At 38.4% G+C, this 25,773-nt stretch carries 20 protein-coding genes and 1 tRNA gene; 14 read left to right on the forward strand and 7 right to left on the reverse strand.

Features of this window, described 5'->3' with window-relative positions; translation table 11 throughout:
• Positions 1-5 precede the first annotated feature (5 nt).
• The 6 genes from AC2SLN_RS12575 to AC2SLN_RS12600 form a co-directional block, all read right to left on the reverse strand.
• Positions 6-1,064, reverse strand: a complete 1,059-nt coding sequence (locus AC2SLN_RS12575) for an NADH:ubiquinone reductase (Na(+)-transporting) subunit F (protein WP_486549742.1) — start codon at positions 1,062-1,064, stop codon at positions 6-8.
• Positions 1,065-1,118: 54 nt separating this feature from the next.
• Positions 1,119-1,481, reverse strand: a complete 363-nt coding sequence (locus AC2SLN_RS12580) for a phenol hydroxylase subunit P4 (protein ID WP_486549740.1) — start codon at positions 1,479-1,481, stop codon at positions 1,119-1,121.
• Between the two features lie 136 nt (positions 1,482-1,617).
• Positions 1,618-3,126: an aromatic/alkene/methane monooxygenase hydroxylase/oxygenase subunit alpha gene (locus tag AC2SLN_RS12585; protein WP_486549738.1), complete on the reverse strand. Its 1,509-nt coding sequence runs from the start codon at positions 3,124-3,126 to the stop codon at positions 1,618-1,620.
• Between the two features lie 77 nt (positions 3,127-3,203).
• Positions 3,204-3,473 carry an MmoB/DmpM family protein gene (locus AC2SLN_RS12590; protein ID WP_486549736.1) on the reverse strand — a complete coding sequence of 90 codons (270 nt, stop codon included), beginning with the start codon at positions 3,471-3,473 and terminating at the stop codon, positions 3,204-3,206.
• Between the two features lie 71 nt (positions 3,474-3,544).
• Positions 3,545-4,543, reverse strand: a complete 999-nt coding sequence (locus tag AC2SLN_RS12595; protein WP_486549735.1) for an aromatic/alkene monooxygenase hydroxylase subunit beta — start codon at positions 4,541-4,543, stop codon at positions 3,545-3,547.
• 251 nt (positions 4,544-4,794) lie between these two features.
• Positions 4,795-5,103: a phenol hydroxylase subunit gene (locus AC2SLN_RS12600; protein WP_486549733.1), complete on the reverse strand. Its 309-nt coding sequence runs from the start codon at positions 5,101-5,103 to the stop codon at positions 4,795-4,797.
• Positions 5,104-5,551: 448 nt separating this feature from the next.
• Between AC2SLN_RS12600 and AC2SLN_RS12605 the strand changes: the two genes are divergently transcribed.
• The 6 genes from AC2SLN_RS12605 to AC2SLN_RS12630 all read left to right on the forward strand — a co-directional run bounded on the left by AC2SLN_RS12605 (position 5,552) and on the right by AC2SLN_RS12630 (position 15,009).
• Positions 5,552-7,378 (forward strand): sigma 54-interacting transcriptional regulator, encoded by a 1,827-nt coding sequence (locus AC2SLN_RS12605; protein WP_486549731.1) that lies wholly within the window; start codon positions 5,552-5,554, stop codon positions 7,376-7,378.
• 153 nt (positions 7,379-7,531) lie between these two features.
• Positions 7,532-7,606: transfer RNA gene (locus tag AC2SLN_RS12610), tRNA-Gly, on the forward strand.
• Positions 7,607-8,240: 634 nt separating this feature from the next.
• Positions 8,241-10,622: a TonB-dependent receptor gene (locus tag AC2SLN_RS12615; RefSeq protein ID WP_486549729.1), complete on the forward strand. Its 2,382-nt coding sequence runs from the start codon at positions 8,241-8,243 to the stop codon at positions 10,620-10,622.
• Positions 10,623-10,740: 118 nt separating this feature from the next.
• Positions 10,741-12,192, forward strand: coding sequence for a YncE family protein (locus AC2SLN_RS12620; protein ID WP_486549728.1), 1,452 nt, complete (start codon positions 10,741-10,743; stop codon positions 12,190-12,192).
• A 473-nt stretch (positions 12,193-12,665) separates the two neighbouring features.
• Positions 12,666-13,598 carry an EamA family transporter RarD gene (rarD, locus tag AC2SLN_RS12625; RefSeq protein WP_486549726.1) on the forward strand — a complete coding sequence of 311 codons (933 nt, stop codon included), beginning with the start codon at positions 12,666-12,668 and terminating at the stop codon, positions 13,596-13,598.
• Positions 13,599-13,854: 256 nt separating this feature from the next.
• Positions 13,855-15,009 (forward strand): acyl-CoA dehydrogenase family protein, encoded by a 1,155-nt coding sequence (locus AC2SLN_RS12630; protein WP_486549724.1) that lies wholly within the window; start codon positions 13,855-13,857, stop codon positions 15,007-15,009.
• Positions 15,010-15,167: 158 nt separating this feature from the next.
• Here AC2SLN_RS12630 and AC2SLN_RS12635 read toward each other — a convergent pair whose 3' ends face one another.
• Positions 15,168-16,082 (reverse strand): helix-turn-helix transcriptional regulator, encoded by a 915-nt coding sequence (locus AC2SLN_RS12635; protein ID WP_486549722.1) that lies wholly within the window; start codon positions 16,080-16,082, stop codon positions 15,168-15,170.
• Positions 16,083-16,641: 559 nt separating this feature from the next.
• On the opposite strand from AC2SLN_RS12635, the gene moeB reads away from it, so the two are divergent.
• The 8 genes from moeB (at position 16,642) to AC2SLN_RS12675 (ending at position 25,766) form a co-directional block, all read left to right on the forward strand.
• Complete coding sequence (gene moeB / locus AC2SLN_RS12640; protein ID WP_486549720.1) at positions 16,642-17,799, forward strand: molybdopterin-synthase adenylyltransferase MoeB; 1,158 nt, start codon at positions 16,642-16,644, stop codon at positions 17,797-17,799.
• An 86-nt stretch (positions 17,800-17,885) separates the two neighbouring features.
• On the forward strand, positions 17,886-18,281 hold the full coding sequence (locus AC2SLN_RS12645) for a M67 family metallopeptidase (RefSeq protein ID WP_486549718.1): 396 nt from the start codon (positions 17,886-17,888) through the stop codon (positions 18,279-18,281).
• Positions 18,282-18,314: 33 nt separating this feature from the next.
• A complete protein-coding gene (locus AC2SLN_RS12650; protein ID WP_486549717.1) occupies positions 18,315-18,587 on the forward strand; it encodes a MoaD/ThiS family protein in 273 nt (90 codons plus the stop codon).
• A 28-nt stretch (positions 18,588-18,615) separates the two neighbouring features.
• Positions 18,616-19,917: a trans-sulfuration enzyme family protein gene (locus AC2SLN_RS12655; protein WP_486549716.1), complete on the forward strand. Its 1,302-nt coding sequence runs from the start codon at positions 18,616-18,618 to the stop codon at positions 19,915-19,917.
• Positions 19,914-20,972 carry an OsmC family protein gene (locus AC2SLN_RS12660; RefSeq protein ID WP_486549714.1) on the forward strand — a complete coding sequence of 353 codons (1,059 nt, stop codon included), beginning with the start codon at positions 19,914-19,916 and terminating at the stop codon, positions 20,970-20,972. Before AC2SLN_RS12655 ends, AC2SLN_RS12660 begins: the two co-directional genes overlap by 4 nt.
• A 10-nt stretch (positions 20,973-20,982) precedes the next feature.
• A complete protein-coding gene (locus AC2SLN_RS12665; RefSeq protein ID WP_486549712.1) occupies positions 20,983-22,182 on the forward strand; it encodes a hypothetical protein in 1,200 nt (399 codons plus the stop codon).
• A gap of 114 nt (positions 22,183-22,296) precedes the next feature.
• Positions 22,297-24,126: a CoA transferase gene (locus tag AC2SLN_RS12670; RefSeq protein ID WP_486549710.1), complete on the forward strand. Its 1,830-nt coding sequence runs from the start codon at positions 22,297-22,299 to the stop codon at positions 24,124-24,126.
• Positions 24,127-24,134: 8 nt separating this feature from the next.
• Entirely contained in the window at positions 24,135-25,766 is a 1,632-nt protein-coding gene (locus AC2SLN_RS12675; RefSeq protein WP_486549709.1) for a class I adenylate-forming enzyme family protein, read from the forward strand.
• Positions 25,767-25,773: the final 7 nt, after the last annotated feature.

The raw sequence follows: 25,773 nt of genomic DNA on the forward strand, positions 1-25,773 counted from the left end.
ACCAGTTATACCTTTCTAAATAAAGCAGAACGGCTACTGCCAGCATCAAGATCTGCAGCAGTTAAAAACTTCTCCATATGAATATCACGCTCAAAAAGGCGAGCCTGCATCAGTGTTGTTAAACACGCATCAATCATTGGGGGTGGGCCGCATAAATAGGCTTTATGACCAGAGCACTTGCCCTCAAAATGCTGATGCACAGCGTCATTCACATACCCTTTAAATCCGCTCCACTCTCCCACTGTATCCTCATCACTTAATGCGGGAATATAATGGAAGTTATCATGTTCATTTGCTAGCTGTTCAAATTTTTCTCTGTGGTATAACTCGGGTACGTTGCGGGCGCCTTGGAACAGATAAATCTGGCGACTATCGCCTTTTTCAAGCATATCGAGAATCATTGATTCAGGACTAGATAAGCCTGAGCCACCAGCAATGAAAATGACATCTTGCTCATCGCTATTACGTACAAAGAACTGACCATAGGGGCCTGAAAGCGGAATATTATCGCCAACATCAAGCTCATTATGGAGCCATGTTGTCCCTTTGCCTTCTGGCACAAGACGAACATGAAGCTCTACTGTGTCAGACTGGGCGGGACTATTTGCAATTGAAAAAGCGCGTGTGCCCACATCAGGGATATCCAGATTAATGTATTGACCAGCTTGAAACTGCATGTCACGGTCAAGCTTCAATCGGATACCGATAATGGTCGGCGAAAGAGGGGTAATATCTTCCACCGTCGCAGTATAGTCTTCTACTGGATAGCCCATAAAGTCTGGGTCCACATCGACATCTGCTTCAATGACTAAGTCTGATTCTGGCTTGCAACAGCATGCCAAAACTCTACCTTCTTCACGATCTACATCTAATAAAGCAAAGGCAGATGCTTCGCCCACATCATAAAATCCATCCATGACTTGAACTTTGCAGGTGCCACAAGTACCGTGCCCACAAGCAAAAGGCAACCACACCCCTTGGCGTAATGCGGCTTCAAGAATGGTTTGGTCCTCTTCTACTTCAATGATGTCGCCCGTAGGTTCAATGGTTACTTCATAACTCATTGGAAATTCTCCTCAAGTTGTTTAAAAAAGGTTGGGTTGATAAAGGGATTAACTCTATACACCCGTTCCTTTCCAACCATTTAAGCCCGGCGTTTTAAAACGTAATAATGATTTATGATCAAATCCTATGTCTGCCAAAGTTTGCTCATCTGACGGGGTAATGGATTCGTCATTTAAATTCCATAACACCTCATCCCATTTGATGTGTTCAAAGTCTGGGTGTTGATTGAAGCCTTCGCTGAGAATAATGTCTTTAAAGTCCTTAAACGTCATTTTGGGTGATACGGGAAAAGCTTTGGCAGAACAAAATAACAGGTGCTCGTCCCACCCGATAAATACGAGAATGTTATCGCCATAGTTCTCTTTTCTATCCTTTCTTTCGCTGACATAATCCGGTCTAATCGCTGTAACAGCCATGTTAATCTCCCTATTAACTTTTAAATAATATGTGTTGCAACTGGGTATCCTTTATTCGCTTGCTGTGCATCCGCTCCAGAGGCTTTATAAATAACTCCCAGTCGCCGTAAACCAATAAATTCAAAAAATGGAAGGTTTAAGCGTGATTTTTCCATTTTTCCCAGTTCTTCTGATCTACAGAGCCTTCAAAGTCCATATTATCGACCCCAAGATTGATGCGATAATATTCGCTTAATATGTCTTCCATTTCTGGACCACCACAGTTACCTTGAAGAATCTGCTGTACAGGTAGCCAAGCTTGCACATATTTTTCTGGCTCATCATTAAAGATGTCTAAACAACCATCAGAGCACATGTGATAACGCTCTCCATCATATTTAACAGAGCGATACGTAAATTCGCCTGGGTTGTTGTGCATGTCGGTAAAGGTCATCGGCACTTGGCAAACCTGACACAGCTGGGGTAACCCGCTTGTGTAGAAGCGTTTGCCTTCTTGCTCCAGCTTTTTAGCCAGTTCCCAGCGTGGGCGATAGTATTTATCGAACGTGTCTGGATATTTTTCACTGAGCCAATCAAGCTCTTCGTCACTCGGAATAAAGGTATGGAAGCCAGCAGCGTGACCAAAGTTATAGAAAATCCACCACGCCTGATGTGAAATATGGTGTTTCTCTTTTTCCAATACCTCACTGTATTTGGGTTTCTCAATACCATAGCGGGCTAAGTCTTTAAACAGTGCGCCACCGGCTTCTTCATAGTAAACCTCCCATGCTTCAGCCCATGACATCACTTTGTTTGGCAACATATAATCCATCATCATAGCGACGATGGAGAGTAAGCGAGTGCCACGCCAAAACCATTTATCAATCCACTTTTGTACAATCGGTACATTATCTTCATGTTGCTCAAGTAAGAATTTGATAATTTCTAGACCCAGCGTCATGTGACGGGCTTCGTCCGACTGGGCGCTGAAACCAAAGGTTACGGTTGCCATATCGCCATTGTGTGCGGCGCCAGACATAAAGGGTACGAAGAGTAGGTTGGTTAATACGTACTCAAATGAGAACGAAATGGCGATTAAAAACTCAAATGGTCCAGCAGAGCGTGCATCTTCAAAGAATGATTTTGGTACCGATAAGTACCACACACGGTCATGCATGTGGCTAAAGTCTTGGAAACCGTTGAAGTATTTATTAAAGTGACTCATGGCATGTACTTGCGTCTGCACGTGACGCAATTCATCAATGGATTGCATTTGACAAGCGATACGAGCACCGATACCACCAAACTGACGCCCAACGTGTGCATAGCCTTGATAGGCTTGGTATTCAAGTGGTGTCACACCGGTTAAAAAGATTTTGATAGCATTTAAATAACGGGGATCGGACACGTTCATCTGACCATTGTTTTGTGAAAACGCATCAAAAATGGCGTAGAGCTTTTTCTCTTTTTCAGCTTGGTATTTCCAGTAATTGTCCATGGTTAAGCGAAAAGGGTCTTCCCATTTCGACCAATCAGTAATCTTGATGCCTTCAAACTCTTCGTATGGAAACGCTTCTTTTCTATCTTCATACGAAAAGTCCCAGTCGAGCTCACGGGTTAAAAGACGGTACTTATCCTTTAGGTTTAGTTTCTTTTTGGTGGTCATTGCCTACTCCTTAGCAAATTTGATGTGATTAAAATTCTTTGTTTTAAGCTAGTTTTCACGCTAGTCAACAACTGGATTTATTGATTCCAGCTTAGTGTCAATGAGTCATCATCTTCATTAACATTACCGCCCAATGTAACCAGGCTTAAATTTAATTCTTGAATGTCCCAATCATGTCCTAACTTTTCTTCAACAGTGGCACGATTGATGACCATTTTGTCCTCACACTCCATGCGAATCATTGCAGGTTGATAGATAACCTCGACACTGGGGTTGTCTTCTTCCACTGCCTGCACAATGTAGCGTGACATATCGTTATCTTGTAAGGCTAAATATACTTTTGACATGATGTTTTCCTATTTATATAGATGAGTAAGGGCTGTTTGTTAAGGCTTGTTTTGATTGTTAGAGCTTGCTTTTAAAGGTTAAGCCCGATGGTTTTACAGCGCTTTTTAAGCTCAGTATTGATGGCTTGTTGAATATTTTTCGCGTCTTCTTCATCAAAAAGCGCATCGATTAAAGGCTGATAAGCGCTCATGATTTTGTCATTCCACGTCTCAAGCCAGCTTTGGCACTGGTGCTTGTTGGCATCACTCTCGGCAACCACGGTTTTAATGACACTGGTACTCCATCTGCCTAAATCTTTAAAGCAATCTTGCATAAACTCTGTGAGCATTGCGATGTCGCGCCCGCCATGCTCCACCAGCCAGTTATCAAGGTGGTCGTAATGAATGACTTTGATGTAAGTGTCCAGAACCAATGCCTGAGCAATAAACAGCTCAAACCAATCTTTTTGCACCAGCATGTTCTCGCACAGGGCACGAATGCCTTGCCATGCTTCGTTCTCCATCCAGTTTACTTTTGCCTGTATTAAAGAGTCACTCGAATTACCATCAATTAATAAGCCAATACGAGAGAGATATTGCGCCATGCCCAGTCTATCCATGCCCGCATATAGGCAGGCTTGGGTAATGGCAGTCCCATAACCATAGGCACTGCCATACATGAAGTTTAGATTAGCAGTTTGCTCAACGTGACGAAGGGGCAGAAGACCTAAAATAACTTTGTCTCTAACCTCCTCAGATAGGTTCGCCTGTAAGTCGCGCTTATCAAAGAAGTTGTAATTGGTTTCGGCACCTTCTTGCATACGGGCACGATTTTGAACGTAAGCGCCGTAATAGAACTGTCTGGGGTCTTTTAAGTCATACCAATCTTGCATTTCAATACAAGTGTAGGTTTTATCGTTGAGGGTTTTATCAGGATTCCACAACGGACGGTAATGGAAATTAGCCGCACTTTGCAGATCATAAGTGGCTTCTTGATATCGGGTAGCAGGTTTATCGCCAAATCGATTGGCAATATGGTTATAAGTATGTCTGATAGGCTCAATGCCAGCTGTTTTGATTTCTAAAGACATGAGGGACTCTCCTTGTTTATGGCAATCACTCCATGTGATTGAGGTTGGTTTTAATAAATGTAGGACTGACGCAGAATTAAGGTTCGTAGCGACTAGGAGGTTATTTATTTGCATGGTCTGAAGGTAGTGCCAGACGCTTAATAAATAACCTCACAGTCGTTTTTAAACGCTTTAAACACAGTCATTTGCGTAAGTCCTAAAATGAAAAAAGTTGTAAAATATACGTTATCAAGGTTCACGTTATTAGGAGACTAACTATGGGTTTTGGTGGCAGTCATGTCAGTATGATTGTTGCCTACTAAAGTAGGCTCTTGACCATAGCGCCATTTGTCTTCTTCGGCATCATTAAGCGCCATTTGTTCCTCCGTCATGTAGACGACATTGTTAATAGCACAAAATTCTTCAAAGCTTTTAGGCGGTAGAACCAGTTCCACAAACAACGTGGGGTCGCCAATGGCAAAATCGAACATAACAAACTTTGAATCTGCATCGCTTCGCACACGAACGTATTTAGTGAGCTCGTTAATGGGGGTGGCAAGGTGTGATTGATCTGAATTCATCCTGAATCCCTCTTATGGCTTCCTAAAAATGGAATTAAGAAAACTTTATCCATCAATAACGATGGTGTCTTACTTCCAAGTTATAACTAACTTTATTAATAATTAGTAATACAAGTAGCGTGCCAAATTTAATTTAAAGATAATAAGCTATTGATTTTATTAGTTAAATAAAATTAGAGTCGACCTTTTTATAAACCAAATAAGTTTAATCCATGTATAAAATTCATCATTTGATTAATATGAATTGTCCAGTATCATGAAATAATGAATTTAAAATTTATTAACCAGTTTAGGCATAATTGCTATTCAAACATTGCATGTATTACTTGCTCAATTGATAACACATAGCGTATAAAAGGTTTATTACTCAAAAATTAGATATTATTTTTAGACATTTAAGCCAATCTCTACGGATAGAGACTTAGCCATTTGCAAGGAATGCATAGATATGAAAGAGTATTCATCGAAAACGTTTGCTCCCAAACCGCTTAAAAATTCTTCCTTAAGTGAGAAGGCGGCAACAAAGACACAGAAAGGCGCCACGAGTAGCTCAAGCACCGATATAGAGGATAACCAGTTCTCAAAGAGTATTGAAGATTTGCTTGATCATATTCACTTTGATGTCAATGCTGGCAAGATATGGTTTGGTGGGCAGCGTATGATGCTCAACCATGCCTCTGCACTATGGAGGCTTCGTCAAGATTTATCCAAAGGCCTTGGAGAAGAGACCACCCAGCGTTTATTCTCGCACTACGGCTATTATGCTGGCATTGAAGATGCAGAAATTGCAAAAAAGCTTAGACCCAATGGGAGTTGGAAAGAGGTTTTTTTAGCAGGACCACAGCTGCATACCATACGGGGAATGGTAAAGGTAGTACCTGTTGAGTTAAAAGCTGATTTTGATACGGGAGATTTTTTTGCCAGTATTGATTGGTATAATTCATTTGAGGTAGCGTATCATAAAAAGTTTAATGGCTTAGCAGATGCGCCTGTCTGTTTTACTTTGCTTGGTTATGCCAGTGGCTATACCAGTTATTTTTTTGGTCGGCAAATTGCTTTTAAAGAAGTGCAGTGTGCGGCAATGGGACATGATCGTTGTAAAATTGTAGGTAAACCGATTGAGGAATGGGATGAAGCAACCGACCTAAAAAAATTCTTTAATCCCGACCGGTTAAATACTGAACTGTTTGAGCGTCGTAGTCATTTTGATGAAATTAAACGACAGAATCCAGAATCAAGGATGAGTCCTAAAGCTTTTTTTTCAGCAATAGGGGAGTCTAAAACCTTTAAAAAAGCCACAAAGTTAATGAAAAAAGTGGCTAACACGAAAGCAACGGTACTGCTGCAAGGCGAAACCGGCGTTGGTAAAGAGGTATTTGCTAAGGCATTGCATGATGCTAGCGATCGAAGTAATCATCCATTCGTCGCTATAAATTGCGCAAGTATACCCAGTGATTTAATTGAATCAGAACTGTTTGGTGTTGAAAAAGGCGCATTTACCGGTGCTATTCAATCTCGTAAAGGTAAGATTGAAGCTGCGGATTCAGGCACTTTATTCTTAGATGAGGTGGTAGAGCTATCGCCACGAGCACAGAGCTCTTTACTAAGGGTTTTGCAAGACAGCACACTCAGTCATGTGGGTAGTAACACAAAGATTAAGGTGGACATTCGGATCATTGTCGCAACTAATGAAAACTTACAAGATGCGGTAAACTCAGGCAAATTCCGTAAAGATTTATTTTATCGCCTCAATACCTTTCCTATTTTTATTCCGCCATTACGTGATAGGGGCCAAGATATCTTTTTATTGGCAAAATTTTTCTTACAAAAGTATGCGGCTATGTACAACAAAACTATTGAGGGGTTTACTGATCAAGCGCGTGAATATTTACAGTTACATGACTGGCCTGGTAATGTACGTGAATTACAAAACGTGATTGAACGGGCGGTTATTTTAAATGAGGGGCATAGTTTGATAGATACTAGCGATTTACAGTTATCTGATAAAGACTTGCACGAGAATGAACATTTAGAAAGTAAGCTAAAAATATCAAGCAAAAGTGGCAGCTTACAACGTAATGAAAAAACCTCTGATAATGATATCTTACACGCATTACTTCATGATGCTTTTGATTTAGATGACTTTAATAAGAGGATCATAACAGCCGCTCTTGATCACTGTGATGGCAATGTCTCTAAAGCGGCAAGGCTACTCAATATTAGTAGAGCTAAGTTAGATTATCGATTAAGTAAACACAGCGTCGCCAATAAATAGCAACGCACCCGATTTGAATAGATAACCCAAAGGCTATTAGCAAACATTCAATATCCATACTTGGAAAATAAGATATTGACAGATAAAAAAAATAGATTATAATAGCCAACCTATCTAAAAAATATTTAGTTTTATCTGGTTTTTAGATATTATGCGGGATTAGCTCAGTGGTAGAGCATAACCTTGCCAAGGTTGGGGTCGAGAGTTCGAATCTCTTATCCCGCTCCAAATTCTGCTCTTAGAGCACTAAAAAAGTCGCACTACTCTTAATTGAGTAGTGCGACTTTTTTATGTTTAAAATAAATGGATTAACCCGTATTTACAGTGCCATTGAATTCAAATTAGTGAAGTAACTTTAAAGTTTAAAGTCTTTAAAGTATAAAATCTATAAAACAATCTTAGTGACCAAAACCTGACCACCCCTTGGTGATATACCTATCTTTAGTGGTCAACTAAGATGAGATAACTAATAAAAAGTGTTGAATAAAATAGCGTCTCTTTTCCAACTTAAAGCTGGATATTCATGGTAGCTGTTGGGTCATACAGGTGTGCTTTTTAAAGAAAAGTATAACCTCTTAAGAGCTGGCTAAATCTCTTATGTCTTTACCGTTCAGTGTGGCTAGGAGGCTCTAGCTAATATTGCTTTGTTGATAAACATTGAGATAAACGTTAATAAGGCAGTTTTACTGAAGTTTATGATTCAGTAATTAATATTAAATTAAGATGCGATCGTTAACTTATAGTGTATTCAATAAATAACTATTGTGGAGATATTAGTTATAGTATAACATTACATTTCAATATGACATCTATAGTTTTTAGTCATTTTCTATCAGTCACAGTCACTATGCTGGAATTTAATATGTCATCTCCACTTAATAGCGCTTTTTATTCAGCGCATGGTAGTACCAGAATTATTCGGTTATGTCCTATTAGTAGATCTGTTCGCTATGCGTTAGCGACATTGTCTTTAACGACCATACTGGGTGTGTCAACGCTGCCTACGGTCGCATCGGCAAAAGATATTAGCGCTGATACTAAGAGTGATAAGGAGCGTGACGGTATCAACAATGATGTGGCAAATATACCTACCACTCATTTAGATACCGTCATAGTGACTGCCAATGCTCTACAGCCGCAAGCAGAAGATATGGCGACTGCCACCAGTATTGTTACAAATAATCAGATAGACTCTCAAGTGCATACAACGCTAGGTGATGCCCTTGCTAATGAGGTAGGTGTATCCACAGATACCTTCGGACAAGGTGCAAGTCGTCCCATTATAAGAGGGCAGACCGCCCCTCGAGTTCAGGTCATGCAAAATGGATTATCGGTTCAAGATGCCTCCCAGATATCCCCCGATCATCAGGTTTCAGTTCCCGTAATGGGCGCAAAACAAATTGAAGTCATCAAAGGTACTTCTGCGCTTATGTATGGCGGAGGCGCTATTGGTGGAGTAGTAAATATAGTTGATGACACCATTCCTACTAAATCAGTTGCCCAAAATTTAAGCGGTAAAGTATCTTTAGTAGGAGAGCAGGCGACAGATGGCTATTTAGGATATGCCGAGCTAAATGGCGATATCAATGAAAATTGGACTTGGACAGGACGCTTTCAAAAAACAGATAAAGGCAATATTCAAGTACCGCACTGGGACACTGAGGAAATTAGTAATAGCTGGTATACCCAAGATAACGCTAGTATCGGTATAGCCTATCTTACAGATTTAGGGCATGTCGGTTTTTCCTATCAGCGTCTTACTTCTGAGTATGGTCTTCCGTTTCATGTGCATAATCAATGTACACCAAGCGAGCCTAATAGCAATAAGTTAACTTGTGACTCAGGTCATAATCACCAGCATACGCACAGTCATGATCATAATCATGAGCACGGCGAACCGCCGTATGTTGATTTGGTATCCAATGTTTATCAACTCCGTACAGAGCATCTTGTACCAGCAGTAGGTATTGATAAGCTAACTACCAAAATTAGCTATACAGACTATCATCATGATGAGATTGATGAAGGCGTAGCGGGTACAACCTTTACCAATAAAGCGTTAGACGCACGCGTTCAGGCAACACACGGAACGTATAAAACGGGTAATTTAGGATTTCTAAAAGGGGTGGTTGGTGTTGATTATACTAACAGTGATTTTTCAGCAAAAGGCATAGAAGGTTATCTGCCTAAAACAGACCGTACGCAGGTTGGGTTGTATTTTATTGAACGTCTATCGCCAACGTATTATGGGGCAAAGATTGAAAGTAAAGATAAGTTTGATGCTACTAATAATACTACTGACCATGCAGGACATAGCCATTCAGTTTCTGGGACTACTGGCGCTGCAAGTAAGGAGGACAGTACCTCCACCATATTAGCAAAACAAGGCAGAAGCCCTTGGTATATTGAGTTTGGTGGTCGCCAGGAATTTCAAGATATTACCGATACTGATAATAATATTAATAAGTTGCACTCAGGCACATCAGTGAGCTTGGAGGGTGGTAAGTACATTACGCCAACCACTCAGATTTCTGCAAGAGTCAGTCATTCAGAGCGTTTACCTGCTTCACAAGAGCTGTTTGCAGATGGTGCTCACCTTGCGACCAATACATGGGAGCGGGGCAATATATTACTGGATAAAGAATCGACAAACGGCATTGAGCTGACGTTACGCTACGATAATAATGACAATTTTGATGTTTCAGCTTCTACTTTTTATAACGATAGTAAAGACTATATCTATGCCAAGACACAAGATGTTGTCAATAAGGGTGAGTCAGCTGGGTTTCGATTGGTTGATTACGTACAAAGTGATGCAAAACATTATGGTGGGGAGATTAAGGCTCGCTACTATATCAATGACAGGTTAAGCATAGGTAGTTTTGCAGATATTGCCCTCATTGAGCTAAAGGATAATAGCCTTAATAGCAAATATGCTCCTAGATTAACCGCACCTCGAGTTGGTGGAGATTTGACGGCACAAGTTGGACAGTTTGACTTAGTGTTATCAGGGTATCACCGTTTTGAGCAAGACAAAATTGCGGATTTTGAGACCGTTACGCCAAGCTACAATATGATGGACGCTAAAGTGGTGTATCACAGCCCTAGCGCTCAAGATTATACGGCATTTTTGCAAGTGAATAATATACTCAATGAGTTGGCTTATAATCATGCCTCTTATCTCGCTGAACACGTCCCCTTAACTGAGCGCTCAGTCAATGCAGGAATAACCTATCGTTTCTAATCCCTATTGTTTGGCTAGTATCCTTTAAAAAATAGACTTTGTCAGTGCCATGCTCAAATGTTCAATAGGCTCTAATATATAAGTAATTAATAAAATATAAATTAATAAGGTTTTTGATATGAATAGACACCCGCATCTAAAGCAATCTACTGCCCTAATATTAACCACACTATTTAGTGTTTCTGTCTTGACAGGCTGTGGTTCATCTGATGATCGTAAAGTCTCAACTATTGGACATGATGACCATCATGATGAGCATGAAGAAGGTCACGACCATGACCACGATGTTGATGATTCAGTCAATGCCGAAGTAAAAAATGGTCGATTATTGATTAGCGATAAAGAGAGTAATAAAGCATACGTTTATAGTATCGCTCAAAATAAAGTCATCCAAACCATTGAACTTCAAGCCAAAGCGGATGCGTTAGTATCTAGCTCGAGTGGCAATTACGCCTTGGTGTTAGACAGAACCAATAACATGGTTAACTTTTATGACAGTGGTATCGTTATCGAAGATCATGGTGATCACGATCATCCCTATGCTCGTGATGTTAGCAAATTGCCATTACAGCTCAACTACGATAAACCGGTTCACTATCAGAAATTTGGACAGCAGTCTGCAATATTTTTTGATGGTGTTGGGGCAGCGGACAACCCAATAGAAAATCCAAAACAAGCAGCAGGCTTTGCTCTGATAAGTGATAAAGACATTGCAACAGGCAAACTGGCTTACCATCAGCTCAATACCAATATGCACGGCACGGCAGAACCTCGAGGGGAGTTTGTTATCAGTACAGGTCGCTTTGATACGGTTGGTAGCCCACTGCCTGACACTGTATCTGTTTTTCATCGTCATGATGATCACTTCCATCTCGACAAAACTTTTGCAACCAAATGTGCAGGGCTGCATGGTAGTGGCAGTGTGACTGACTATAGCGTATTTGCGTGCACTGATGGGCTGCTTAGCGTTAAACAATCTGGCACTGAGTTTAGTGCTGAAAAAATCATGTATCCAGCAAGTATCGCTAATACGCAGTGTATTGGACATGGCGGAAAACCAACCAAAGCACGAATTGGCTCATTCGCTATTCATCCCGATCATGATTATTTAATCGGCACAGCATGCGGTCAGCCTTATAAAGTTAATCCAGATGGGAAAGAAATAACCCCCATTGTTTGGACAACGGACAGCACGAGCAGAGTGGTCAGCTATAAGTTTGATGCAGATGGCAAACATTTGATGCTATTAGATAACTCAGGTAAGCTGCATATCTTAGATGTTACCCAAAATTATAAAATTACTGCGACCTTAAACCTCTTCCCAGCGGGTATAAGTGAGTATGGCCATGGTGGACCAGCACTAGTCATTAATCCGAATAACGAGATGGTTCATATTGTAGATGCAACCAATAAACAGCTAATTACAGTTGATCCTGAAGCGGGTAAAATAAGCTCATCTATCAAGCTTGATTTTACCCCCTCAAAAATAGCTTGGTTCGGAGTTAAGAACGAGCATGCCGATGAACATTCACATAATGAAGATTCAGACCATTCGGCGCATAAACATTAAAATATAGTCTGATAACTACGTTCATTGTTCATTATTTATTATAGGTAGTGGGTATCCCATACTCAAACCTTGTAACGAACTTACTTAATAAAAGTCGCACTACTCCATTAAAAGTAGTGCGACTTTTTTGTGTTTAAAATAAAGTGTTTAAGCGGCTTTTTGTGATTTATAGTGACTCTAAGTTATCAACAACAATTCAGTATTTGTATTATTGGCATATTTTGTGTTTTGCCCCGTTGTTGTTAGGATTTATCACGAAGTTAATTCGTCAATGGCTTCAATATAGGTCTTAATTTTTAAGTTCTATCATAGTTTAGGGGATAAGATGGTACGGAAGTCCAGATATTTTGAATAACTTTAACCATATGGTAAAAACATTTTATTTCTTAATATTTAAATTAATTAATGTACTTATAATTTGACTTAATGAATCCCAAGTGTGGAAACCTTAATCATATTATGAAGATACAACAATGAATACAAACATTACAACATCAGAGAGTCAAAATTCACAGGTTAATAATGGCATTTTGTCTGCTGTTTCAAGCTACGTGATATGGGGTATGTTCCCCCTGTATTTTTATTTAATTAAAGCTATCCCAGCGTCAGAGGTAATGGCACATAGAGTAGTGGGAGCTTTGATTATTGTACTTATATATGATTTCATAAAAAAACCTAAAGTCAGATGGTTTGATATGGCAAAAGATATCAAAGTATTAGGTTTTTGTCTGTTAACTACCTTTCTGTTATCCGTTAATTGGCTGGTATCAATGTGGGCAGTCATGAATGGCTATGCCTTAGAGGCCAGTCTAGGGTTCTTTATGAATCCATTGGTAAGTGTATTTATTGGGATGCTGTTCTTTAAGGAAAAGCCTTCGACATTACAAGCAATAGCAATAGCAATAGCCTTGGTAGCCGTAGTTTATCTCACAGTAGCCTATAACAAGATACCTATTATTCCTTTGGTTTTATCGTTTAGCTTTGCTTTATATGGCACATTAAGAAAGTCAAAGGGATTACATCCTTTTGCTGGTTTAACAGTAGAAACAATAATAGCAACACCATTTGCAATAGCATATCTAGTATATATTTACATGAATGGCACGATGCAGTTTGGAGGGCCAGACATGATTGTTGCAAATATTGGTGTTGTGCTATCAGGTCTGTTTACTATTGTGCCTTTGATTTTATTTCTATCGGCACTGCCCAAGATCAAACTTTCAACCGTTGGTATTTTGCAGTATATCACGCCAACTTTACACTTCATTTTAGCAGTGACTATTCTAGGCGAAAGTCTCAGTGTTAATAAGCTGGTAGCCTTCATTATGATTTGGATCAGTATTTTTATCTTCATGATACCTATATTAAAGCCTACAAAATTAAAGCCTAAAAAGGTATTAGCGTAATATCAGCCTTTCAAATCGGAACTATTTTTTGCCAATATATTGCGAATTTTCTAATTTAGAATGACTAAGCATCCAAAATTTCACTGCATATTGACTAAAAATAGTCGCCGCGAGTTCCCTGTTTGAAGGATCAAACAGCCCTTAATATATACAATAAAAAAAACGTCTAAATAATATTAAATCTAACTCTAAACTTAATAATAAAGCATTGAATTTTTGAAAGATTAAGCGTCATTTTATAAAGGATACTGCGCCAATGAGTTATAAATTAATTGTAAAAGATTATGTTGATAGCTACTTAAAGCCTAATGAAGTTAAGTATTTGTCAAATGAAACAGAATATAACTTAGCTAAACAAAACTTAGAATGTGTTGCCAAAGAGTTAGGTATATGGGGCTTGTTTCATCCAATAGGGCTAGGCGGGAAGATTGGTACATTAGAAGAGTACATGCCCATAGCTATCGAAGAAGGGAAGTCTTTATTTACAGGTGGACTGCTAGGTTCTTATGCGGCATTGGATGCCCATATGTTAGCTAGATTTGCCTCAGATGAGATAAAGGCAAAGTATCTGGAGGGAGTCGTTAAAGGCGATATAAAGCCAAGTTACGCTATGACGGAACCGTATAGCCCAGGGTCGATGCCTAAAACAGTTAATTTAACGGCAGTAGATCAAGGCAATAAGTTTGTTATAAGTGGGGAGAAGTGGTGGATAACCAACTCTTATAAAGCTGATTTTGTTACGGTGTTAGTTAAGCATAGTGACCGTCCTGATACGCACTCTTTAATAGTGATTCCAACAGATGCAGAGGGTTACAGGATCATTAAACGCCATAGCAATTTGGGTTTACTCTTAGGAGGAGAGTGTCGACTTAAGTTTGATAAGGTTGAAGTAGATAAATCACATGTGCTCTGTGAGGTGGGAGCAGGGTTACATGTTGCTCAAACCAGACTGACTAAAGGTAGATTATTACGTAGCTTTCATTGGCTTGGATTATCTATGAGATGCTATGAACTAATGCACGACACGGTAAATTCAAAAAAATATCGAGATTATGGATTGGCAGATAAGCAGTTGGTCAGAAAGCATATCTTTGAAGCCTATAAAGAGATCCAAACGACATATGCCTTTCTGAACAAAACCGCGAAACAAGTCGATAACTACCCAGATTGTCGTGATTTAAGTATTAATATTAATATCTCTAAATTACAGGCGGCCAGTTGTTTGTCTAAAGTCGTAGACTCAGCTATCCAATTGCATGGCGCATCGGGATTAGACGATGATTGCATATTATCTTATATATATAGGTATGCACGTTCAGCACGAATTTTAGATGGTTCTGACGAGGCATTGGCCAGCTCAATAGGTAAGGCGTTAATTAATAAAGAGACAGGAGCTATATACGGCGTTTGAGTACTCAAGTAGACAGTTATATCTAAGAATCTGTATTCACACCCTGTAATTGGCTGTTTTTTGCCTAAAACAACCCACTACTTCGTTAAAATTAGGATTAAATAGAGTGACTATTCAACCCGAGCTTTTAACTTAAAGCCGCCTCGTATTGACTTATTTTAGTTTAGCTGCCTGCGATATTTAGAAGGCGTTAGAGTGTACTCTTTTTTAAAAGATTCTGTAAAATGACTGGAGCTTGAAAAGCCACAGGTTTGAGAAATTTGCGTTATAGGAAGGTGCTTGTTTTGTAAAAGCCTTAAAGCCCGTTGTAAGCGAATTTGTCTATAGTAAGAAAAAATAGGTTGTCCTGTTTCCTTTTTAAATATGACACTTAACTTAGTATGGCTCATATGGAACTCTTGTTCTAGATCTTTAAGCGATGGTGCACATTCGTCATAGCAAGATATTCTTCTAACAATCTTTTCAACTAGCAATTTATCCTTGTCATCTTTAATGGTATCCCAGTCCGATGATAAAGGGGATATCGTATTAGCCAGTGTGCTTATGGCTTTTGACACTACCATTAATTTACTTCTAACATCTATAGTATCGTTATGAGAAAATGATTTGAACCATTCTTCACATTGATGATTTCTGTCTAAATTAAGAATAAATGATGTTGAAAAGTTTTTAATGATAGAGTCGCCTAAAACACCTTGCATACTTTCTACATTATATTTAAGCACTTTCATTATCGTTTTTATATTAGGGGTAAACTCCCTAACTAAAGTCACATGATTTAAGTTAATTAACCAAACCTCGCCTGCCTTGACAGTATACTTTTCATGAGAGCCATCTAAGTAGAAAACACTTTGCCCCTCTTCACAGTAGACCAAAATAAATACGGGGTATTCATAATCAACTTTAGTCTGCAAAGGTTTTGTAATATTAGAGTAACTGGTGACGAAATTTATACCATCAGAGATATGGTATTCATGTATGAATGACTTTTGACAACCTGAACACAGTTTATCTGAGCACCACTGACTCATAAGATTTCCAGCATCTTCCTTGAATGTTAAATTTTGAGTCATAGCAGATTAGTCTTTTATTCATAATTGATAATGATTATTATTACATAATTTTTCTCTTTTGAACAACCCTCTAAAATCATCAGGTTCAATACGCCCTAAGACGTCTTATTATTGATATTCTCTACTCTTGTGGTTTAGATGCCAGCTACCCCTGTTATACATTGACGTTCAAGATGAGTGTCAGAAGATGTATCAGAATTTTAAACGTTACCTAGTCACTACTCGTTACTCCCCTCTAAGTTATTATTCCCTTGAAGTGCTTTTTCATATAAAGAGTTTCCTCCTAACTGCTCTAAAAATCCAAATTTCAAAACTATACAAAAATCTTAAAAAATTACTGTCGTTGAGGCTGTTTGATAATTAAATGCTCAAAGGTTAAAGAATTTAATCATTTGATAAATATTGCTTTTTAAATGATATTCATTCCTATTTGGACGCTGGATAATATCAACCAGCTCAAGTAGAAAAGAGCCTCAAGATAAATAAGAAATCAGGTTGTTAATGTGCTCTTAATTGTGCAGACGCTCAACTTCATTAAATAATTTTACGGATTTTAACTATGAGTAAAGATATTTTCGATGCTAAAAATCTCGAGCCTGAGGAGATTGAAAGGTATTCAAGACACCTATTACTGCCAGAAATAGGGATTGAGGGTCAGAAAAAAATCAAACAGGCCAGTGTCTTAGTTGTAGGAGCAGGCGGATTAGGAGCGCCAACGCTATTGTACCTTGCTGCTGCTGGCGTTGGAAAGTTAGGGATTATTGACTTTGATAAAGTTGAGGTTTCAAACCTGCAAAGACAGGTTATTCATAATATTTCGACCGTAGGTCAGACAAAAGTAGAAAGTGCAAAAATTGCCATAAACCAGCTGAACCCTTTAATCAGTGTTGAACGACACGAAATAGCAATAGATGCCGATAACGCGTTATCACTAATAGAACAGTATGACATGGTACTCGATTGCACAGATAATTTTGGTACAAGGTTTTTGGTCAATGACGCTTGCGCCCTTCTGAACAAACCCTACATATGGGGTTCCGTATACAGATTTGAGGGGCAAGTAAGTGTCTTTTGGGAACGGCCATCTAATCAAGAGGGTAGAAACTATAGAGATTTGTACGCAGAACCACCACCACCAGAATTTGCGCCTTCTTGTTCTGAAGGCGGTGTAATGGGGTGTACATGTGGGGTAGTTGGTTCAATTATGGCAACTGAAGCTATTAAAGTAATAACCGGTATAGGCGAGACTTTATTAGGGAAGCTGCTTCGTTACAATGCTTTAAATATGCGTTTTGATACTTTCAAAATTGCTAAAGATGATAATAGAGTAAAGATTGATAAGTTAGTGGCTCAGACATATAGCTGCCGTTTAGAGACTAATGAAGATGAGGTACAACGCATTTCTGTTGAAGCGTTAAGCGAGGCTATACAAAGTAATAAAGCTTGTCAGATTATTGATATCAGAGAAACTTCAGAAACGGCTATCTCTAAGTTGAATAGAGGCGAAACTCTTATACCAAAAACTGATTTTTTAAATCGTATAAGAGAAGAGAGGGAAGATAAGGAAGATGTTTTCTACGTGTTTTGTAAACATGGCAAGCGCTCTGATGAAGTCGTTCGAATCATGAATGAACAGGGATATGCAAACTGTTTTAGTGTGGATGGTGGAATTATGGAATGGTCACAAAAGATTGATCCTTCTGTATCAAGATACTAAGTTTTTTTAAGGTTTTAACGACAGAAAACTATGAAAACATGGTTAACCCATTGAAACGTATTTTATTTAACATTTTTGGAGTCACCATGCTTTTTTTAAAAAAAGATCTATTGAATAAGATTACTGAATATTGCAATGAAGCTCATCCAATTGAAGCATGTGGCGTGATCTCTGAAAACTGTAATGAACAAGAACAAAAAATATACTATATGGAAAATACTTCAAAATCTCCACACTACTTCTCTTTTGATTCTAAAGAGCAGCTTAAGGTGTGGAAAGATGTAAAAGAGAAAGGTGGAAAAGTTCATTCAATTTTTCATTCTCATACAGAAGGAGAGCCATTCCCAAGTTTCGAAGATCGACATTTTATGAACTTGCCTGATGTCCACTATGTCATTATTAGTACGGGAGTGACTAATATATTGAGAAGTTATCGATCAGATGGAACCTCTTTGGTTGAAGAAGCTATTCGTTATATATAAAAAATTAACTATAAAATTATTAAGGCTAAATCAATGAAAGTTAGTATCGAAGTACCCGCTATCATGCAAAGTGTGACAAATAATTCTGATTTGATTCTCTCAAAGGGCAATAACGTTTTAGAAGTTTTTGAGCAAGCAGATAAAGCCTATCCAGGGATAAAAGAGAGGGTAATTACTGACAAGGAGATACATAGGTATGTCAATATTTATCTAAATGAAGAGGATATTCGATTTAAAGATGGTGTCGACACAGTGGTCAAAGATGGCGACAAAATAATTATCTTACCAGCCGTTGCTGGCGGTTAATTACCCACTTTAACCAAGGAATCATCACATGAGCAATAATCTCCCCAACGCTGATAGCAGTAAGAAATGGATCAATGAGCTTAACAGAAAAAGAGAGTCAGGACCAAGGCTGCAAAATCATCATCAAATTGAACCTAACTTAGGATTGTCTACTAGAGCCGTGCATGCAGGTACATATACTGACGAGGATACAGGCGCCATTGGCACTCCAATTTTCCAGACCACTACCTTTAAGTTCCAAGCAAGTACTTATGACGCTTTTTTTAGTGGTGCGACTAGGGATTACCCAATCTACACAAGATATGGCAATCCCAATCAACTTAGTTTACAAGAAAAAGTTTCTGCCTTAGAGGGGACAGAAAGCTCGCTAGTCTTCTCTTCAGGCATGGCTGCAATTTCATCAACAATCTTAGCATTAACCAATAATGGCGGGCACATTATCTCGTCTTATGATGTCTATGGTGGCACTTATAATCTCTTTAGAGAAGATATGCATCAGCTAGGTAGAGAAGTTACCTTTGTTGACCCTAACGATATAGAAAGTCTTAAAAGCGCCATAAAAGATAATACCCAAATGTTGTTTTTCGAAAGTTTGTCAAACCCATTGCTTAAATGTCTACCGTTAAAATCTATCAGTACAATCGCTAAAGAAAAGCAACTGCTGTTAGTTATTGATAATACCTTTCTCACTCCGATATTTTGCCGGCCCTATGACTATGGGGCGGATGTTGTGATTCATAGTGCAACTAAATATTTGAATGGTCATAGCGATGTTACTGCTGGCGTATGCAGTGGCTCACGTAAGCTTATAGATAGAGTGTGGGCGCAAATGTTGCGACTCGGTGGGCACTTAGATCCTTTAGCGTGCTTCTTACTTGAGCGAGGTATGAAGACATTAGAATTGAGGATGAATAGGCATAACGACAATGCAAAAGCGATGGTAAATGTACTGACTCAGCATCCGAATATTATTAAGGTTTATCATCCGTCTTTGCTTGATAGTGAAACAGAATCAGAGCTTAAAGAGATTTGCAAAGACCAATACGGAGGCATGTTGAGCTTTGAGGTTAAAGGGGGGGATAAGGCCGCACTCTTTTTCATGGATAATCTTAAGTTCCCACAGGTCGCTACTAGTTTAGGCGGGGTAGAGTCGTTGATTAGTATGCCTTTTAATACATCGCATAGCTCTTTATCAGAGAAGCAAAGAAAAGAGATAGGTATAAAAGAGGGGTTAGTAAGGCTCTCAATAGGCATCGAGAATATAAACGATCTAATAGATGATATGACTAATGCATTGGATGCTGTGAATAGCTTGGAGATAACACAATGAAAAATGGCGTCAGTGTCGCTGGTATGAGTGAAGCCATGCACGAGATAAGACAAGAGCCTATTCAAGGTTCTTATCAGTATTCTAGCTCAGTATATAAAGCTTGTGATGAAAGTACACTGCAAGTAAAGGTACTTTCAGCCAGTATAGGCACTATCAAGAGTGCTAGGTCGTTTGAGTTTAAAGTGGTGCCAGTACAGCTCAAAAATAGTGAAGCGCTAAGATATGATCGTAATTATTTAACACCAGAGGAGCTCGCTCTTATATCGATAGGCGCTTGCGCAATGGCCTCTATGGTTAAGGGGCTGGCTGCAAAAGGTGTTGCCCTAGACTTTCTTGATTTCAGGCTCTCGGCTAACCTATTAGGGAGCTACTCATTAGGTAAGTACATAGATTTCAAAGATATAAAGTACCTCATTTCTTGTAAAACAGACAATAGCGATGAGGCTAGTATTTTACAGAATGTTATCAATCAGATCTCTATCAAGAGCCCTAACCACAGAACGTTAGTGGAACACAACGAGTTAAGTTTTACTGTTAATGAAAAAGAAATAGAGCCAGTAAAGCAAGATATATCAGAAGTAGAGCTGTTTGTATCAGAGCTAAATACAGACGTCATTTGGCAATATGGTTTTCATATTAAAGGCGAGTCATCTGTTACTGAGTGTGAGTTAGATATTGATCAACCCAAACAGTCAGGTGGTCTTGATATAGGGCTTAATCCGCAAGAGGCACTGCTAAGTGCTATGTGTTCCAGTTTAGTAGAAGGTATAGCGAAAAATTTCACAGACTATAAAGGGGATATTATTGTTAAAGGTCAGGGTTGTGTCGATATGAGAGGTCTAATGGGTATTAACCCAGACGTTCTCATAAAAATGCAAGGTTTAAGCTTTTCTATAATACTTGAACAGCTAGATATTGATGAAGACAACACAAGACACTTATTAACTAAAGTTATTCAAGAGTCGTCAGTAGTCAATCTAATATCAAACAGTCACAACGTTCATATCGACTTGAGTATAGATGACAGTATTGTTTTTAGCATGGTAAGTGATTAAAGGTCTTTTTATGAAAATGTTGGAGGTTAATACTCAAATTGTAGGGTGCGGTGTGGCTAGTCTAGGCGTTGCTATCGCGGCAGACAATGAAAATAAACTAGACAGATTGCTAAAGAGAGGCCTAGTTTATATTGAGAGAACATCATCAAAGGGTTGGCAAAGCTTGAATTATGATATTAATTCAAACTCTAGTGCATATGAGTTTGTTGAAGGTATTAATAAAAACGGATGCTTTCATAATGTTTTCAATACAGTGGAAGGTCAAGCCCTAGAAAATAAGAATGAAAAATACATTAATTTAAAAATTGTGTCACGTTTTTTTAAACAAGTCTCGGATGAGTTAGAGTTGCTCATGGAAGAGTATCCAAATAGCGGTATCGTATACGATAAGTCTGTCGAGAAGATAGTAATTAATGAGGATGATAACTTCGAAACATATGATATTAAAGGGGATATTATTTGCCAATCGAAAAATATTATTTTGGCAAGTGGGTGCGTGGAACGAGAGAAAAACAAGTTAAATAATCCATGTGTCATGGTGTCCTCAGAGGTTATCTCGGAGGAGAAAGATGCGTACCTGATAGCTGCGATAGAAGCAAATAAGAAAATCGTTATTTATGGTGGATCACATAGTGCTTTTTCATGTGCCAGTTATCTACTCAATAAGTTCGGTCATGTGCTCAGTGAGCATCAAATCGTTATACAGTCTAGAAGTAAAATGAGAGAGTATGATATCAAGCTGAAAGGTAAAGTATGTAAATCTAGAAGGCAAGATACCGATACTTTATCGCACAGGTTTTCAGGGTTAAGAGCTGATTCGTTACAGTTATATCGAATGATTGTTGACGGAGAAGAGAAGAGAGTTAAGTTACTTTTTACAAGCGATAAAGATATCGGTATCAACCCCTCTCAAGTATCAATCCTTGCCTATGGTTACAAAACAAACGATCTAAAAATCTATGCAACTGATGGCTCTCTTATTAAGTTATTAAAATGTAGAGATAAGTTAATAGTGGATCAAAATAGAAATCTATTAGATACAAATCAGGAGTCTATAAAAGGAATTTTTGGTTTAGGGCACGCGGTAGTATTAAAGGAGGAGATGCTACTAATAGAACAAAATAACCATGCCGTTGGTATCAATATTTATCATAACTTTGATACGCCAGTTATTGTTCGTCAACTCATACAAGAGAAAGTAGAGGTGTAGAGATTATTCTGTATAACGTACTACAGTTATATTAAAGGGGAAGAATAATAGTACCTAATTAGAGCCTACTACATCTACATTAATAATGGCATATCAAAATTAAGGGACATTAAATTGAGGTTACCGCTGAATAACTATGAACTAGAATTATATATAGACGACAATATTGCTGGCTTTGATCCTACACGTTTAGAGCTATGTAAACAATTTGAACGCTTAGGCGGTAAGGTTAACAAGGTATGTCGTACAGACGATTCGATGTATTTCATAATGAAGTCTCCTGACAAAATCATTTCTAAAACGACATTGATGTTATTTGAGAGTTATCAGCCTAATATCCCTCTGGAGATACAGCTACAAGCTAGATTTGGATTAATCCATGTACATGGCAAACAAAAGAGTGAATTGAGTTTTTTACCTATAAATTATTTATCTTGTGTAATAGCGCATCAAATCATTACTTCATTATTAGCGCTTGAGTATGCCATTAGAAAAGGCAGCTTAATGAATAACTGCACTCTATCGATTGCAAATACTGTCCAAAATATACTGGGGCAGTATTATGCAGGGGCATCAGTAGCTAAGCCAAGTAAAAAATCAGAACCAGTTTTAGGCCCTCCTTTTATTAGTTCTGATGGCGTGATTTTCGAAATTGAAACTCTTGATCCAAAGGTTTGGGTATCATTTTGCAAGGCATTATTTATTGATGCAACAGTAGCGAGTGATGCCTGGAAAGTATTCCAGTCAAGATACGCAAAATCTGAATGCAGGCTTCCAGATGTCTTATACAAAAAGTTGTCAGCCCTGTCTTTTGATGAGTTGAGCCAAATCTGTAATCGTTATGGTGTATTCATTATAAGACTCGATAAAGAAGAATATACTTTTAACAAGTCTTGGAGCTTTGAAGTCAAAAATACCATGACTTCTTCCGAAGCGGCTTCTATTGAAGAGCTCGGTATAACGGTATCGGCTAACCCCTTAGAAAATGTAAAAATAATAGAGTCATGTCGCAGAATACAAGGGCCATATGCGACTAGCTTATTAGGGCTGTTGGGGGCTGAAGTAACTAGGATAGAGCCAATAGGTGGCGACTTTCTACGAGGGATGCCCCCTCTCATAAATAACTTATCCCCTCGTTTTATGGCTCTAAATCATCTTAAGAAAGTCGTAGAAGCTAACTTAAATAAAGAAGAGGGTAAAAAGAAATTCTTTGATACCCTCAGCGATGCTGACCTATTTATTAATAACTGGGCGCCCGGAAAAGCCAAAAATTTACAGCTTACCCCTGAAGATATATTAACCAAAAATAAAGCAGTTTCTTATGTTTATGCTGGTGGATGGGGGCCTGAAAATGGACATATAACAATCCCAGGTACTGATTTTGTTGTTCAAGCAGCTACTGGGCTGGCACGAAAAATCAGAAATGGACCCAATGGACTTGGCGGTAGCTTGTTTACTTTAATCGATTTATTTGGTGGTGTTTTAGCTGCTCAAGCCAGTCTAATAAACCTTTTGAGTAAACAAAGGGATGGCCACATAGCTTACTTTGAGACTTCTTTATTGTGGGGCTCTGAGATTCTATTAGAGCAAACATCAGCAAGTTCTTCAGAGCTTGAGCTTGATGAGATGATAAGTAGATATTCACTCATTGAATTTTACGACGGTTACCTACTTATAAGTAATAGTGACATAGACGAGGTGACGCTTTCTGAATCCATATCTCTATTAGACACTAAAGCAAGAAATACCAGCTTAACAACTGTAATTAACACAATAGACGTACTTAACACAATAGATAAGCGTGATATTCAGTATGTTAGTGTCGGCAAAGACTTCCCAGGATTCGATTTCCATACAACTAATATGTGGGTTAAAGATACAAAGAATGAAAGTGGTTACATGCAACCACTATCGCCATGGTATTTTTCAAATAAAAGTGAGTAACATAGAAAATGAATAAACAACCTACTGATTTAGTTTCTAAAGATATTAGACAGCAATGGAAAGACGAAGGGTTCTATCCTAATAGAACTGTTTTTGAGGAGTTCGTTAGTAAATGTAATAGGCATCCCGATAAAATAGCAATTATAGACTGCTCGCAGGCGCTTTCTTATAAAATGCTTTTATCAGAAGTTCTGAAATTGGCTGCTGCTCTTAAATCATTTGGGTTTAATCACGGAGATGTCCTAACCTATCAATTAAAAAATAGTGTGAAGTGTGCCGCTATTGATCTAGCTGTGGCCAGTTTGGGTGGCGTAGTCTCTCCATTCCCTCCCGGTAAGGGCACGTTAGATATTGAGTCACTACTTAAAAGAGCCAACTCTAAGTTCGTTATTATAGAGCACGAGTATGCGGGTATTAACTTCTGCGATATTGTTGACTCTATAAAAAACAAGCTTAATTTGGAAGTTTTAATGTGTGATAGTGTCGAACCTCCCAGCGGATGGAAGTCTCTAGATACTCTATTTAGTTATCCAGAATTAAGTATGGATTCATTACCAGTTGTAGACCCAGATAGTTTGGTTAGATATTTAGTGTCATCGGGTACAGAGTCTGAACCTAAGCTTGTCGCATATACACATAATGCTCTATTAGGAGGAAGAGGTGGTTTCTTAATGGACTTAAATAAAGGTCAAGAAGACTTCAAAGGTTTTTATCTCGTTCCTTTAGGCTCTTCGTTTGGATCAACCGCTGTTTTTGGTGTGATTTCATATCTAGGGGGAACCGTCATAGTTGTTGATAAATTTGATGCCGATACAGTCGTTGATTTTATTATCAAACATCAGCCTGACTATTTGCTTGGTGTTCCTACCATGTTGCAAAGACTAATCAAAGTAATTATTGGAAGAGACATAACTATTACAGGGTTAAAAGCCATTATCTCTGGAGGTGCACTTATTGATGAGGCAACTATTAATAGGTGCTGCAAGTATTTTAACTGTAGTTTTGTGAATTTATATGGCTCAGCTGACGGCGTAAATTGCTATACCACGGTAGATGAATCTTTAGACAAGATTATTGAAACCGTAGGCAAACCAAATCCTAAGATTTGTACCATTAATATTATTGATAAGGATGGTACAAGACTTGCGGATACAGAAATTGGTGAAATTATAGCTAGAGGCCCAATAACTCCTAATTTTTACGTTAGCAGCGATGAGTTAAATAAGACCTATCGTGATGAGGATGGCTGGGTTTATACAGGTGACCTTGGATATATTGATAAAGATGGGTATTTAAGGCTTGTGGGTAGAAAAAAAGATATTATTATTAGGGGTGGTACTAATATTAGCCCTGCGCAAATAGAAAAAGAAATTACCAAAAACGAGATGATCTTAAGTGCAGCAGCTATACCTATTCATGACTTAGAGCTTGGCGATCGAATTGGTCTATTCGTTACTCTAAGAGATAAAAGTAAAAAGCTATCCCTACTTCAGGTTAGAGAATTCTTAACCAATCGTGGCTTCGAGTTTTCAAAGTTACCTGAATACTTAGTTAATATTAAAGAGATGCCAATAAATAGCTCGGGTAAACTAGATCGAAAAAAATTAGAAAAGAACCTGAGCTGGTTAAGTACGTTATAGCTTTTTG

It is taken from the genome of Psychrobacter sp. CX90, assembly GCF_057396305.2.